The following is a 13,730-nucleotide window of genomic DNA, read 5'->3' as shown; positions in this document are numbered from 1 at the left end:
TCCCGACATGTTTCCTGCCCCTGCCAAGCGCGACGGAGTGCTGCCCGGCTTCCGTCTCGGACTGGGCTATACGCTGACCTACCTGACCCTGCTGGTCTTGATCCCGCTGGGCGGGATGATCCTGATGACCGGCAAGCTGTCGTGGAGTGACTTCTGGGGTATCGCGACCGCCGAGCGGGCGCTGGCGTCGTACCGCGTGACCTTCGGTGCGTCCCTTGCTGCGGCGGCCGTGAATGCCCTGTTCGGCTTGATCGTCGCGTGGGTGCTGGTGCGCTATCCGTTCCCGGGCAAGCGCTTCGTCGATGCGCTGGTCGACCTGCCCTTTGCATTGCCCACGGCGGTCGCCGGCATCACGCTCGCCACGCTCTACGCGGAAAACGGCTGGATCGGCCAGCATCTGGCGAAATTCGGCATCAAGGTCGCCTTCACGCCGCTGGGTATCGTCGTCGCGCTGATCTTCGTCACGCTGCCCTTCGTCGTGCGCACACTGCAGCCCGTCATCGAGGACATCGAGGCGGAAGTCGAGGAGGCCGCTGCATCCCTTGGCGCGACCCGCTGGCAGACCTTCACGCGCGTGCTGCTGCCGGGCATTTTTCCCGCTTGGCTCACCGGTTTCACGCTGGCGTTCTCGCGTGCGATCGGCGAATTCGGCTCGGTGATCTTCATCGCTGGCAACATGCCGCTAATTTCGGAAATCACGCCTTTGCTGATCATCTCCAAGCTCGAGCAGTACGACATCCTCGGCGCGACGGCGCTCGCAGTCGTCATGCTGCTGATCTCTTTCGTGATGCTGCTGGTGATCAACCTGCTGCAGTGGTGGGCGGCGAACCGGCATTCTAAGAGCAGTGAGGGCGACGCGCCGGCCGAAGCGCTCGCGCCCGGCGCCCTCGCGGAGGCCCGGCCATGAACACGCGTCGCGCCACAGCCGAGCCGCGCTGGGTCCGCCTGTTGCTGACCGGCGTCGCACTCGGCTTTCTGTTCCTGTTCCTCGTCCTGCCGCTGATCGCAGTGTTCTGGGAAGCCTTCGCCCACGGTGCACAGGCTTACTGGGAAGCGCTGCAGGACGGCGAGGCGCACTCCGCGATGTTGTTGACCCTGACGATTGCCGCCGTGGTGCTGCCGTTCAACATCGCGTTCGGGGTTGCCGCCGCCTGGGCGATCGCGAAGTTCGAATTTCGCGGCAAGAGCCTGCTGACGACGCTGATCGACCTGCCGTTCGCGGTCTCACCGGTCGTCGCCGGCCTGATCTTCATCATCCTGTTCGGTGCACAGGGCTTCTTCGGTCAGTGGCTGGTCGCGAACGACATCAAGATCATCTTCGCGCTGCCAGGCATGGTGCTCGCGACGCTATTCGTGACTTTCCCTTTCGTCGCGCGTGAATTGATCCCGCTGATGCAGGCGCAGGGCCGCGACGAGGAGGAGGCCGCGGTGTCGCTCGGCGCATCGGGCTGGCAGATGTTCTTCCGCGTCACCCTGCCGAACATCAAGTGGGGCCTGATGTATGGCCTGATCCTCGCGAACGCGCGCGCAATGGGCGAATTCGGCGCGGTCAGCGTCGTGTCGGGCCACATTCGCGGCGAAACGAACACGCTGCCGCTGCACGTCGAGATCCTCTACAACGAATACAACCAGATCGGCGCCTTTGCGGCCGCGACCGTCCTTGCGCTGCTTGGCCTCGTCACGCTCGTCGTCAAGACCATCGTCGAATGGCGCATGCGCAAGGAAACCGAAATGCTGACGGCCGATCTGCCCCCCGAAAAAACCGAATTGCCCCCGTCTGTCGCCACGGAACGCCCATGAGCATCGAAATCCGCAACATCAGCAAGCGCTTCGGCAACTTCGTCGCGCTCGACAATCTGTCCCTCGACATTCCGACCGGCGAGCTGGTCGCGCTGCTTGGACCGTCCGGCTGCGGCAAGACCACGCTGCTGCGTATCATCGCCGGCATGGAAACGCCGGACGCCGGCAACGTGCTGTTCGGTGGCGAGGAGGCGACCCATGTGCATGCGCGCGAGCGCCAGGTCGGCTTCGTGTTTCAGCACTACGCACTGTTCCGCCACATGTCGGTGTTCGAGAACGTCGCCTTCGGCCTGCGCGTGCGTCCCCGAAAGGAGCGTCCGAGCGAGGCCGAGATCCGCGAGCGCGTCATGGGACTACTGAAACTGGTGCAGCTCGACTGGCTCGCACAGCGCTACCCGTCACAGCTATCCGGCGGCCAGCGCCAGCGCATCGCACTCGCGCGCGCGCTCGCGGTCGAGCCCAAGGTGCTGCTGCTCGACGAGCCCTTCGGTGCGCTCGACACCAAGGTGCGCAAGGAACTGCGCCGCTGGCTGCGGCGGCTTCACGACGAGATGCACATCTCGTCGGTGTTCGTCACGCACGACCAGGAAGAGGCGCTGGAAGTCGCCGACCGCGTCGTCGTGATGAACCGTGGCCACATCGAACAGATCGGCTCGCCTGACGAGGTCTACTCGAGCCCGGCTTCGCCCTTCGTGTACCAGTTCCTCGGCAATGTGAACGTCTTCCACAGCCGCGTGCATGGCAGCTGGGCCGAGGTGGAGCGGGAAGGGGAGAATACCGAAGCAGGCTCGATCGCCTTCGTCCGCCCGCACGACATCGAGCTCGATCTCGCGCCGCTGCCCGGCGGCATGACCGCCGTCGTCCGCCACGTGCATCGCATCGGTCCGCTGGTTCGCGTCGAACTGGAACACGAGGCGGAGATGATCGAAGTCGAACTGACCCGCGAACGCGCCACGACCCTCGATCTGCCGCTTGGCAAGACGGTCTGGATCAAGCCGCGCCAGGCGAAAATCTTTGCGGCAGACACCGCAAAACCGGCCGACAAGCAGCCCTTTCTGTTCTGATCACGTCCTTCTCGTCGATGTCGGACTCGAGTAGATCTCGATCTTCATCCCGCCGCATTCGGTCCAGATCCAGTCGTCGCACTGCGAACCATATTGGATGCCGTCGAACCGGGCCGTGAGCGTCGCGACGAATGGCCGGAAAACTCTCCCGATCGAGTTCAGCAAAAATCACTTTCTCGTCCTGATCCATGGCGAAATCCTTTCCGCACGGCGTTAGGCTGCTTGCCCCTGGAGGATCGAGGCAAGATAGACGGCATAGAGTGCCAGCAGCAATATGCCACGCCGCCGCTCGATGAATCCGCTGCGAGGGGGCCAGCTGACCGCAAGGGCCAGCAGCCCGAACACGAGCGTCACCGTAACCTCGCGCCAACTGACCACGATTGGGTGAATCGTGGCTGCGATCCCGATGATGAGCAGACCATTGAAGATATTGCTGCCGAGGATGGTGCCCAGAGCGACTTCGTCGTGCCCGCGAAGCTTCGCGATGACGGTCGTCGCAAGCTCCGGAGCGGACGTACCAACTGCGACGATCGTTGCGCCAATGATGAATTCGTCGATCCCGAACGAGATCGCAATCCCCCTTGCTCCCGCGACGATCAGATCTCCTGCCGCGACAAGGAAAACGAGACCGACAACACCGGACATCAGCGCCACCCAATGATGACGCACACCGAGGACGTTCTCGGCGGAGCTTCGCTGTTTTCGTGCCTCGACTACTGCTGCCGCGAGCCATGCGAGGAACAGGCTCAGCATTAAGGCTCCGTCGGCACTCGAGAGTATGCCATCCAGAAACAGCACACCCGTGACCACTGGCACCAGCAAGGCAACTGGAAAATCCCGCTTGATGCTGTCTCGCGGGCTCTGAATGCCGGAAATGACCAGCGCGAGCGCAAGGATCAGCGCAATATTCACAACGTTGCTGCCGAGGGCGTCCCCGAGGGCGATCTTGGGACTCCCGACCAGTGCCGAATTGACCGACACGGACAGTTCCGGGCTCGATGTCGCAAAGGCGGCTACCGTTGCGCCGATGATGCCGGGTGAAATCCGCGCCCAGTGAGCGAGTCCAACCGCACCCCGCACAAACAGCTCGCCACCGACGCCAGCGGAGGCTATTCCGAGGAGCAGACTCAGGTAATCGTTCACCGCGCGACCGCTCGACAAACTACGGCCGGAAGCGGTAGCCGTGGAATTCGAGCACCACGCCGTCACCGGCGATCGCCGTCAGCGTCACGCCGGGTTCGGCCTCTTCGCCTTCCTGTAGCAGGCGATCGTTGATGACGGCAATCCGCTTGCCCGGTTCGTCCGAATACGAATATCCCGATACGCTGAGCCGCGGCAGGCCACTGCGGACCGCAGCCGGCAATTCGTGGACGCTCAGAATGCGCTCTGTCGGCGCCCGCGTGGGCACCGGCGCCGAGGTCGGCTTCGCAGGCGCTGCCGCGGTGGGGATGGACGGCGCCGCGGGTACCGACCTGGCATCGGGTGCCCTTTGCGGGTTCGCCGCGCGGCGCGGCTCCGCCGGAGTTTGCACCGTGCGCATGGGGGCGCCGGGGGACGCAGCGGGACGCGGATTCTCGGCAACGACAGGCGCGGGCGTCACCGACGCGGGCGGGTGAGCAGCCGGACTGGCGGGCGCATCCGGAGCGAGCGTCTGTGTCGCGCGGGTTACACGCGGAGGTCCCGGATTGGCCGGCGGAGACGATGGGACGATCGGTTCGATGCTCACAGGCGCGGGGGCCGCTGGTTGCACCGCGGCCCGGGCCGGTTGCGGTGGCTCGCCGGGCTGCAGTGCCGGCGGCAAGGGCGCCGCCATCTGGTCTTGCGCAACGGGCGCTTGGTCTGCCGTTGCGGGTCGTTGGACCGCCGTCGCCTGTTGCGCAAAGCCCGATTGCGGGGCTGGACGCTCCTGCCACGGACGCCACCAGCCGAGTATCGCGGCAATGAGAGTAATGGCAAAGGCCGCCAGCACATAGCGCAGGCGCCCGGAAGTCGTCTCACCGTGCATGCCCATCGTGGTCACGGGAACGGTGCTCAGGTCCGGCACCTTGCCCTGTTGCCGGGCGTGTTCGGATTTCTGCAGCGCTTCGAGGATATATGACATGTTATTTCGCCTGCGGCGCCAGAACGGGCGCCTCGCTGTCGGCCAGGGCCGCGAGGCGCACCAGGGTCATGGGGCCGAGCACGCCGTCCTCGGGCAGCCCGTTGCTGCGCTGAAAGGCGCGCACGCGCTGTTCGACATCGGCGTTGTAGGTGTTGCCCGCCGGCTCGGAAGCCGCGAGTCCCTCCCAGTGGCCGAGTTGGCGCACCACCCAGGCCACGTCCTTGCCCCGCGCACCTGGACCTACCGTGCGATACCAGCCGTGAGGCACGCGCCACAACAGGGTGTAGTTGCCACGCCACTGCCGTTGCAGATTTTCGAGCGAAACGTCGCGCGTCCGGCCCGCAAAGACGAGACGCGCCCGATCGGAATCGAGCGCGACGAGCGTCGCGAAGAAATCCGGCCCGCCGGGTTGGCGCATGTCGAGGATTGCAGGTGCGTTCATGGCCCGCAGCGCCTCCAGATTCCCCACCCGGCGCAGGCAGGCCAGGTTGTGGTCGGCGGCGAGGCGGCATGCCCCGTCGATTCCCACCGGTGGCACGTCGAGACTCCAGCGCGCAAAGAGGGCGCGCACCGCCACCATCTCGTGCAGCCAGTACTCGCTTGCTTCGGGCCGGAGAATTTCGTCTTCCGGTGCGACCGGCAACTCCGCCGGCTCCCTGGCAACGCGCTGCACGGCCTCGGTGGCGGCGCTCGCCACCGGAACAGCCGCAATCGCGACCTGGGGGACGGGCGCCTCGGCGGGAGCGGCAAGGTGCTGTCGCCAGGCCGCTGCGCCGCCTCCGGCCAGGATTACGGCAAGCGCGCAGGCGGAAATGACACGACGTGCAGCGGTCCGCTGCGCCGGTGAGCCAGCCGGGGCGCCGAGCACCTCGTGTGCCGCCTTGTTCAAGATGGCGGGGGCGACCGCCGCTTTTCCTTCAGCATAGGCCCCGAGCAAGGCGCGGTCGCAGATCACGTTGATGAGGCGCGGCGTTCCTCCGCTCAGACGGTATACGCGCTCGATCACCGGGCCCGGGAAGAGCGGCTGGCGAGCACCCGCCACTGACAGGCGGTGGTTGATGTAGGCCGCAACATCCGGCCGCGACAGCGGTTCCAGGTGATAGCGGGCGACGATGCGTTGGGCAAGCTGACGCATCGCGGGCTGTGCGAGTCGCTCGCGCAGTTCCGGCTGACCGAGCAGAATGATCTGTAACAGCTTGCGCTGGTTGGTCTCGAGATTGGTCAGCAGGCGCAACTGCTCGAGTACCTCGTTGGACAGGTTCTGCGCCTCGTCCACGATGAGCACGGTCTTGCGCCCGCGCGCGTTGGCGGCGAGGAGATGTCGGTTGATCAGGTCGACCAGGACCTTGATCGAGCGCTCGCCAAAGGGCACCGGCACGTGCAGCTCGTCGCACAGCGTCGCGAGGAGTTCCACCGTGTCGAGCTTGGGATTGAGGATGAAGGCGATGTCACAGTCGTCCGGCACCTGTTCCAGCAAGCAGCGGCAAATGGTCGTCTTGCCGGTCCCGACCTCTCCGGTGAGGAGCACGAAGCCGCCGTCGACCCTGAGCCCGTAGAGCAGGTGAGCGAGCGCTTCGCGATGACGTTCGCTCATGAAGAGATAGCGCGGATCGGGCGCTATCGAGAAGGGCGCTTCCGAAAACCCGAAATACTCGTTATACATGCATGCGTCTCGTCGGTGTCTGACCGGCCGGGCGTGATTGCAGGAGATCCCGGGCGCGCCCACTGGCGCGGCGCGCTACGCTAGTGTCACATTCCCCCCGCCGATTCGCAAACCCGTTGGCGCTTGCTTCGGATAGCCGTGCGCGGGGGCCCCAGCGGGGATCGCGAGATTCTTGTTCTTCGGAGCCTGACTGCATAGGGACCCTCCGTCTGACGAGGTGATGATGACGACTGTGAAAGCTCATCCGCTCGCGAGCCACCCGGGCAGCGGCTGGAATCCGGACCGCCAACTGAACATCTGCCGGGCCGCGGCTCAGGCCCTCACCGCCTCCAGCAGCTCCTTCACCCCTTGCACGCGCTGTTTCAGATTCGGCAGGCTCGCCTTACGGATCAGTCGGTCGGGACCGGACATCTTGGTATTGCGGTCCTTCTGCATCAGGAAGATCACCTTGACCGGGTCGATCGGCGCATTGGGGCCGAACTGGACGCTGATCTGCGCGTCGCTGGCATCAAGCTTGGCGACGCCGTAGGGTTTGACGAGCAGGCGCAGGCGGTGGGATTCGATCAGGGCCTGGGTCTGGGCCGGGAGTTCGCCGAAGCGGTCGATGAGTTCTTCCTGAAGGCTGCGCAGTTCGTCGTCGGATTCACAGTTGGCGAGGCGCTTGTAGAGGGTCAGGCGTTCCTGCACGTCGGGGCAGTAGTCGTTGGGGAGCAGCGCGGGTGTGTGCAGGTTGATTTCGGAGACGACTTCCAGCGGCTGGGTGAGGTCGGGTTCCTTGCCGGCCTGCAAGTCGCGCACCGCACGCTTGAGCATTTCGGTATATAGGCTGAAGCCGACCTGCTGGATTTCGCCCGACTGGTTTTCACCGAGCACTTCGCCGGCGCCGCGGATCTCCAGGTCGTGCATTGCGAGGTAGAAGCCGGAGCCGAGGTCTTCCATCATCGTGATCGCTTCGAGGCGCTTCTGTGCCAGCGCGGTCGGCTTCGCGTGCGCGTCGGTGAGCAGGTAGGCGTACGCCTGGTGGTGGCTGCGGCCGACGCGGCCACGCAGCTGGTGCAGCTGGGCGAGGCCGAAGCGGTCGGCGCGGTTGATGATGATGGTGTTGGCAGTCGGGATGTCGATGCCGGTTTCGATGATCGTGGTGCACAGCAGCAGGTTGGCGCGCTGATGGGTGAAGTCGCGCATCACGCGTTCGAGTTCGCGTTCCGGAAGCTGGCCGTGGCCGATGACGGTGCGCGCTTCGGGCAGCAGTTCGGCGAGCTCGTCGCGCACGTTCTCGATCGTGTCGACCTCGTTGTGCAGGAAGTACACCTGCCCGCCGCGCTTGAATTCGCGCAGCACCGCCTCGCGGATGATGCCCTTGCTGTGGCGGTGCACGAAGGTCTTGATCGCGAGGCGCTTCTGCGGCGCGGTGGCGATCACCGAAAATTCGCGCAGGCCTTCGAGCGCGAGGCCGAGCGTGCGCGGAATCGGTGTCGCGGTCAGGGTCAGGATGTCGATCTCGCTGCGCAACTGCTTCAGCATCTCTTTCTGGCGCACGCCGAAACGGTGCTCCTCGTCGATGATGACGAGCCCGAGGCGCTTGAACTCCACGTCTTTCTGCAACAGGCGGTGCGTGCCGATGATGATGTCCACCTTGCCTTCGGCGAGCTGTTTCAGCGCTTCCGTCTGCTCCTTGGCGCTCTTGAAGCGTGACAGTTCGGCGATGCGGATGGGGAAATCGGCGAAACGGTCGGCGAAGGTCTGGTAATGCTGTTCGGCGAGGAGCGTCGTCGGGGTGAGCACGACAACCTGTTTGCCGTCGGCGACGGCGACGAAGGCGGCGCGCAATGCGACCTCCGTCTTGCCGAAACCGACATCGCCGCACACCAGCCTGTCCATCGGGCGGCCGGATTGCATGTCGGCAATGACCGCGTCGATCGCGCCCTGCTGGTCGGGCGTGGTTTCGAATCCGAAGCCTTCGGCGAAGGCATCGAGGTCGTGCTGCTTGAAGTCGAAGCGATGGCCGGGGCGGGCAGCGCGTTGCGCATACAGCGCGAGGAGTTCGGCGGCCGTGTCGCGCACCTGCATCGCCGCCTTCTTCTTGGCCTTTTCCCACTGGCCCGAGCCGAGCCGGTGCAGCTCGACCGCGTCCGGGTCGGCACCGGCGTAGCGCGTGATGACGTGCAACTGGGCGACGGGCACATAGAGCTTGTCGCCATTGGCGTATTCGAGGTGCAGGAATTCGGTCGCACCTTCGCCGAGATCCATATGGATCAGGCCGAGGTAGCGGCCGATGCCGTGCGACACGTGCACGACGGGATCGCCAGGCTTGAGCTCGGACAGGTCGCGCAGCCAGCCCTCCATCGTCGCCGCCTTGCGTGTATCGCGGCGGCCGCGGGTACGGGCGGTGGCGGCATAGAGCTCGGATTCGGTGACGATCGCGACCTTCGCGTCCGGCAGCAGGAAGCCGCTGATGATCGGGCCGACACCGAGTGCGAGCGTTTCGCCCGAAGCGAGGAAAGCGGCAAAATCGGCACTCGCCGCAGGCTTGAGGCCATATTCGGCGAAAAATTCGGACATCGTTTCACGCCGGCCGGGCGCATCGGCGAGTACCAGTACGCGCCCGCCGGCGCGTGCCCAGTCGCTGTCGAGGAACGCCTTGAGGCGGTGCAGCGGGTCGGTGGCTTTGCGCTCGACCGAAACGTCGGGTAGTGGCAAGGCGGCACGCGGCGCGTCCGGGGCTGAGCCGGCGGCGGGAACCGCAATCTCGATGCGCGGGCGATTCTTCAGCGCGCTGAAGAAGTTTTCCTGGCCGAGAAAGAGCACCTCGGGCGGCAGCACCGGACGCGTGCAGTCGCCTTTGAGGAAATCATGGCGCGAGCGCGTGTCGCGCCAGAATTCTTCGATCGCGGCGGGTACGTCGCGATGCAGCACGACGGCGGCGTCGGACGGGAGGTAGTCGAACAGCGTCGCGGTGTCGTCGAAGAACAGCGGCAGGAAGTACTCGATGCCCGCCGGGGCGATGCCGTTGGAGACATCCTTGTATAGCGACACGCGCGAGGGGTCGCCTTCGAAGGTCTCACGGAAGCGGCTGCGAAAGCGCGTGCGGCCGGCGTCGTCCATCGGAAATTCGCGTGCCGGCAGCATGCGGATCTCGGGTACCGGGTAAACGGTGCGCTGGGTATCCGGGTCGAAGGTCTTGATGCTTTCGACTTCATCGTCGAAGAGGTCGATGCGGTAGGGCAGCGCGGCGCCCATCGGATACAGATCGACGAGGCCGCCGCGCACCGAGAATTCGCCGGGGCTGACGACCTGTGTGACGTGCGTGTAACCGGCCACCGCCATTTGCTTGCGCAGCTGGTCGACGTCGAGCTTCGCACCCTGTTTCAGGAAGAAGGTGTAGGCGGCGAGGAAGGCCGGCGGCGCCATGCGGTACAGCGCGGTAGAGGCTGGGACCAGCACCACGTCGGCTTCGCCGCGGCTGACGGCATAGAGCGTCGACAAGCGTTCGGAGATGAGGTCCTGGTGCGGCGAAAAGCTTTCGTAGGGCAGGGTTTCCCAATCCGGCAGCAGGTGCGTGCGGAGGTTCGGCGCGAGCCACGCGATCTCGTCCTGCAGGCGCTGCGCGTCGAGCGGGTTCGCGGTGACCAGCAGCAGACAGCGGCCACGCGACGCGAACTGTGCGACAGCCAGGGCGTCGGACGACCCGGAAAGGGGCGGGAGATCGAGCCGCACCCCGGGCTTCGGGATGGCGAGCGCGGCGAGCTCGGGCAATAAGGCGGACAGCTGGGTGTCTTGCGGTCGGGACATCGGGCAGGCGGCTCGGCCGCTAACAGGCGAATGGGGAGGGGCCGATTATAGGGGATGAGGCTCGGCCGGTTGGTCTGGCGCGAGTTCGGGGTTGGCGGTGGGCATCGCGGCCCCCGGCAGGCGAAACTCGATCGGCGTTGCGGGCGGCAGTTTCTCCACGAGCCAGTCGCTGGCAAGTTGGGCAAAGCGCTCGAGCTGGCCCGGCTCGCTGAACATGCTGCCAACGCCAGCGAGGGTGTGCCAGTCGCGCGTGCTGCGAATGTGTTCGTAGGCCTGCAGGATCATGCCGGCCTGCGGATCGTCTTCGCCGACAATCATGCGGATCGGCGTCGCTAGCGCGTTGAGCGGGGTCAGGCCAGCAAGATCTGGTCGACCGGCGCGGCAGACGATGGCGGCGAAGCGCTCGGGAGCCTTCCATGCCGCACGTACTGCCGCGCCGCTGGCAGTATCTGACGCGATCAGGCCGACGCCGAGGCCCGTAAGTGGCGGCTGATGGCTGACCCATTCTGCGATGGCAAGCACGCGGTTGGCCATTTGTGGCACATTGAAGCGCGCATCAGGGTCACGCGACTCTTCGTAGGTCGTCAGCAGATTGATCAGCAGAGTTGCGAACCCTGCCTCATGGAGTATGCCCGCCACGCGCAGTTCGCGCGACTGCGTGAAGGCGCCGCCTGCCGGGCGCAGGATCACGGCCAGCCCGCGCACGTCCGGTGCATGCACCAGCTCGCCCGCAAGCCAGATGTGTTCGTAGGGTATGCTGATGTCGGTCGTGCGCAATTTCACGATTGGTCTGGCCTGATCGCGGCGGTTTTCTTATGGGATGGCGACTGACGGTGAATTGCCACCGGAATGCGGCGCGAACCGAACGGCGAATCGAAATGCCCGAACCGTCCGGCGAGCCGGGTGCCGCACGCTAGACAGGCGCCATTGTCGTCCAGTGTGTAATCGAGAATCTCGTACCAGTCACGCTTGATGACGACTTTGCCGCAACCGCTGCAGCGTGTGGAACCGCCGTCGGTATCGTGCACGTTGCCCGTGTACACGTATTTGAGCCCTTCAGCCAGTGCAATCCCACGCGCGCGCGAAAGGGTCGTGGGGGGCGTCGGGGGAATGTCCATCAGCTTGAAATCCGGGTGGAACGCGCTGAAATGGAGCGGTACCTCAGTGCCCAGTTCCTTCGCAACCCACGTGGATAGGGAGCGCAACTCCTCCTCGGAGTCGTTGAGTCCGGGAATCAGCAGGGTAGTGATCTCCACCCAGACGTTCGTCTTGTGCACCAGCCAGCTTAGCGTGTCGAGCACCGGTTGCAGATGTGCGCCGCACTGATGCACGTAGAAGTCGTCGGTGAAGCCTTTCAGGTCGACGTTGGCGGCATCCATGTGCTCGTAGAATTCGCCGCGTGCGAGTTCCGTGATGTAGCCGGCGGTCACCGCAACGGTCTTGAGCCCCTGCTGGTGTGCCGCCTTCGCGACGTCTATGGCGTACTCAGCGAAGATCACCGGATCATTGTAGGTGAAGGCGATGCTCGTGCAGCCCCACTCGGCCGCCGTGCGAACGATCTCGTCGGGCGTGGCCGCATCCATCAGGCTGTCCATGTCCCGTGACTTGGAGATGTCCCAGTTCTGGCAGAATTTGCACGCAAGATTGCAGCCGGCAGTGCCGAACGAGAAAACGCTGGTACCCGGGTAGAAATGGTTGAGCGGTTTCTTCTCGATGGGATCGATGCAGAACCCGGAACTGCGTCCATAAGTGGTAAGCACCATGCCGTCGCCTTCGCGCATACGCACGAAGCACGCGCCGCGCTGCTCGGGGTGCAGCCGGCAGTAGCGAGGGCACAGGTCGCACTGGATGCGACCGTCGTCGAGCGTGTGCCAGTAGCGCGCAGGGTAGTTCATGTTACGGCTCCTTCCACTTGCGCACGGTATATGTTGCCACCATCAGGTTGCTGGCCGGGCGGTCGGGCGCAAGTCCGGCCTTCTGCTTGAGCGCAGCGAGAAACTTCCGCGGCTCGGGCAATTGGTCCCACACCTGGGGCAGAAAGGTGGCATTGCGGCAACCGGCGAACAGTAGCAAACCGTCAATGCCGGGGCGCAACTGGCGTAGCAACTCGTCTTCGCCGGCGAACTCGAGAAATTCGGGCGTCGACAAGAGAGAGACCTCGACGCTTACCTTGCCAAGTTCGTCACGCGTGAGTGGCGGAAAACGCGGATCGCGGGTCGCCGCAGCCACCGCATTTAATAGGACATCTTCGCCCAGCGTTCGTTGCGCACGCACGCTCCCGATACAGCCACGCAACTCGCCATCGCGCTTGAGTGTGACGAAGGTCGCCCCGCGCTCGCTCAGTCGCGGATCGTCACCCGGAGCGCCACTCTCGGCGCCAAGTTCGTGCGCGATCGCCTGACGCGCGCGGGAGAGCAGGATGTCGCCGAGTTCAGTGTCGGGCGGTAGCGGCATGTCGCGCGGACTCGCAGAACGCAATGCTGGTGTAGCCGACGACGCGCGAGCGGTCGCCCGCGGTGTCGCCGGAATTGCGCAGGTCGAGCAAGTGCGGCTCGAGCCCGTGTTGGGTGGCCGTGCGGATCAGTCCATTGATCGGCGTCGCACCGCAGGCCTGCTCGTGATCCAGACCGGGGCGCAGCTTGAGTATCTGTTCAACCGAACTGCGGTCGGTGCAGCAGGCCTGCGCATAGGGGTGGTAATGCGACAGGTCGGAGCTGATGACGATAAGCGTTTCCGGTCCCCCCCACAGCTGGTCAAGGACTTCCGCGACCTGGGCAGGGCTGGCGTCGCCAACCAGTAAGGGCACGAGTTCGAATGCGTCGAGAATGGTCTGCAGGAACGGCAGCTGTACTTCAAGACTGTGTTCGAGGGCATGCGGCCGATCGTCCACGACAACGTCGGCGCGAGCCTGCAGGGCAAGCCAGTCCTTGCGGCTGATCGGAATCGAGCCAAGGGGGGTGGAGAAAAATTGTGCCGCAGGCAGTGCAAATGCCTCGACGTGCATCCGGTGCGCCGGCCCGAGCAGTACAACCCGACGCACGACGTCGCGCAACCCGGATGCAGTGGCGTAGGCCGAAGCGGCGACCGGTCCGGAATAAACGTAACCGGCATGCGGTACGATCAGTGCCTTCGGCAAGGACACCGCTTCCAACGGAACGGCCGTCGAAAGCATCTCACCGATCTGGGCCTGAAGCACCCGGGCGTCGTCGGGGTAGAAATACCCGGCGACCGCCGCCGGGCGAATCGAAGCAGTAGCCATGGAATCCCTTTCGAATATGGTGGCGGAGCACCGAACGGCCCGCGTCCGGCA

At 65.0% G+C, this 13,730-nt stretch carries 11 protein-coding genes; 3 read left to right on the top strand and 8 right to left on the bottom strand.

What is annotated here, in order from left to right; genetic code table 11:
• The first annotated feature begins 7 nt into the window (after nucleotides 1-7).
• Genes cysT through GPA25_RS05145 form a run of 3 tightly spaced genes read left to right on the top strand, consistent with a single transcriptional unit; the run spans nucleotide 8 to nucleotide 2,864 of the window.
• Nucleotides 8-907, top strand: coding sequence for a sulfate ABC transporter permease subunit CysT (gene cysT / locus GPA25_RS05155; protein ID WP_169259294.1), 900 nt, complete (start codon nucleotides 8-10; stop codon nucleotides 905-907).
• Nucleotides 904-1,800, top strand: a complete 897-nt coding sequence (cysW, locus tag GPA25_RS05150; RefSeq protein ID WP_169259293.1) for a sulfate ABC transporter permease subunit CysW — start codon at nucleotides 904-906, stop codon at nucleotides 1,798-1,800. The genes cysT and cysW overlap by 4 nt, the downstream gene beginning before the upstream one ends.
• Entirely contained in the window at nucleotides 1,797-2,864 is a 1,068-nt protein-coding gene (locus tag GPA25_RS05145; protein ID WP_169259292.1) for a sulfate/molybdate ABC transporter ATP-binding protein, read from the top strand. Before cysW ends, GPA25_RS05145 begins: the two co-directional genes overlap by 4 nt.
• 213 nt (nucleotides 2,865-3,077) lie before the next feature.
• Here GPA25_RS05145 and GPA25_RS05140 read toward each other — a convergent pair whose 3' ends face one another.
• The 8 genes from GPA25_RS05140 to amrB all read right to left on the bottom strand — a co-directional run bounded on the left by GPA25_RS05140 (nucleotide 3,078) and on the right by amrB (nucleotide 13,679).
• Nucleotides 3,078-4,007, bottom strand: a complete 930-nt coding sequence (locus GPA25_RS05140; RefSeq protein WP_169259291.1) for a sodium:calcium antiporter — start codon at nucleotides 4,005-4,007, stop codon at nucleotides 3,078-3,080.
• 19 nt (nucleotides 4,008-4,026) lie between these two features.
• A complete protein-coding gene (locus GPA25_RS05135; protein WP_169259290.1) occupies nucleotides 4,027-4,965 on the bottom strand; it encodes a general secretion pathway protein GspB in 939 nt (312 codons plus the stop codon).
• A gap of 1 nt (nucleotide 4,966) precedes the next feature.
• Entirely contained in the window at nucleotides 4,967-6,628 is a 1,662-nt protein-coding gene (locus GPA25_RS05130; protein ID WP_169259289.1) for an ExeA family protein, read from the bottom strand.
• 312 nt (nucleotides 6,629-6,940) lie between these two features.
• The gene (gene mfd / locus GPA25_RS05125; RefSeq protein WP_169259288.1) at nucleotides 6,941-10,420 is read right to left on the bottom strand and encodes a transcription-repair coupling factor; all 3,480 of its coding nucleotides are present in this window, start codon (nucleotides 10,418-10,420) and stop codon (nucleotides 6,941-6,943) included.
• Nucleotides 10,421-10,465: 45 nt separating this feature from the next.
• Nucleotides 10,466-11,203: an alpha/beta fold hydrolase gene (locus GPA25_RS05120; protein WP_169259287.1), complete on the bottom strand. Its 738-nt coding sequence runs from the start codon at nucleotides 11,201-11,203 to the stop codon at nucleotides 10,466-10,468.
• A complete protein-coding gene (amrS, locus tag GPA25_RS05115; RefSeq protein WP_169259286.1) occupies nucleotides 11,200-12,315 on the bottom strand; it encodes an AmmeMemoRadiSam system radical SAM enzyme in 1,116 nt (371 codons plus the stop codon). Before amrS ends, GPA25_RS05120 begins: the two co-directional genes overlap by 4 nt.
• Before the next feature lies 1 nt (nucleotide 12,316).
• Nucleotides 12,317-12,874, bottom strand: coding sequence for an AmmeMemoRadiSam system protein A (amrA, locus tag GPA25_RS05110; RefSeq protein ID WP_169259285.1), 558 nt, complete (start codon nucleotides 12,872-12,874; stop codon nucleotides 12,317-12,319).
• Complete coding sequence (gene amrB / locus GPA25_RS05105) at nucleotides 12,852-13,679, bottom strand: AmmeMemoRadiSam system protein B (RefSeq protein WP_169259284.1); 828 nt, start codon at nucleotides 13,677-13,679, stop codon at nucleotides 12,852-12,854. The genes amrA and amrB overlap by 23 nt, the downstream gene beginning before the upstream one ends.
• Between the last annotated feature and the right edge of the window lie 51 nt (nucleotides 13,680-13,730).

Origin of the sequence: Aromatoleum diolicum (assembly GCF_012910955.1) — a bacterium.
Taxonomy (GTDB): Bacteria; Pseudomonadota; Gammaproteobacteria; order Burkholderiales; family Rhodocyclaceae; genus Aromatoleum; species Aromatoleum diolicum.
This window is presented reverse-complemented; position numbering and strand designations above follow the sequence as displayed.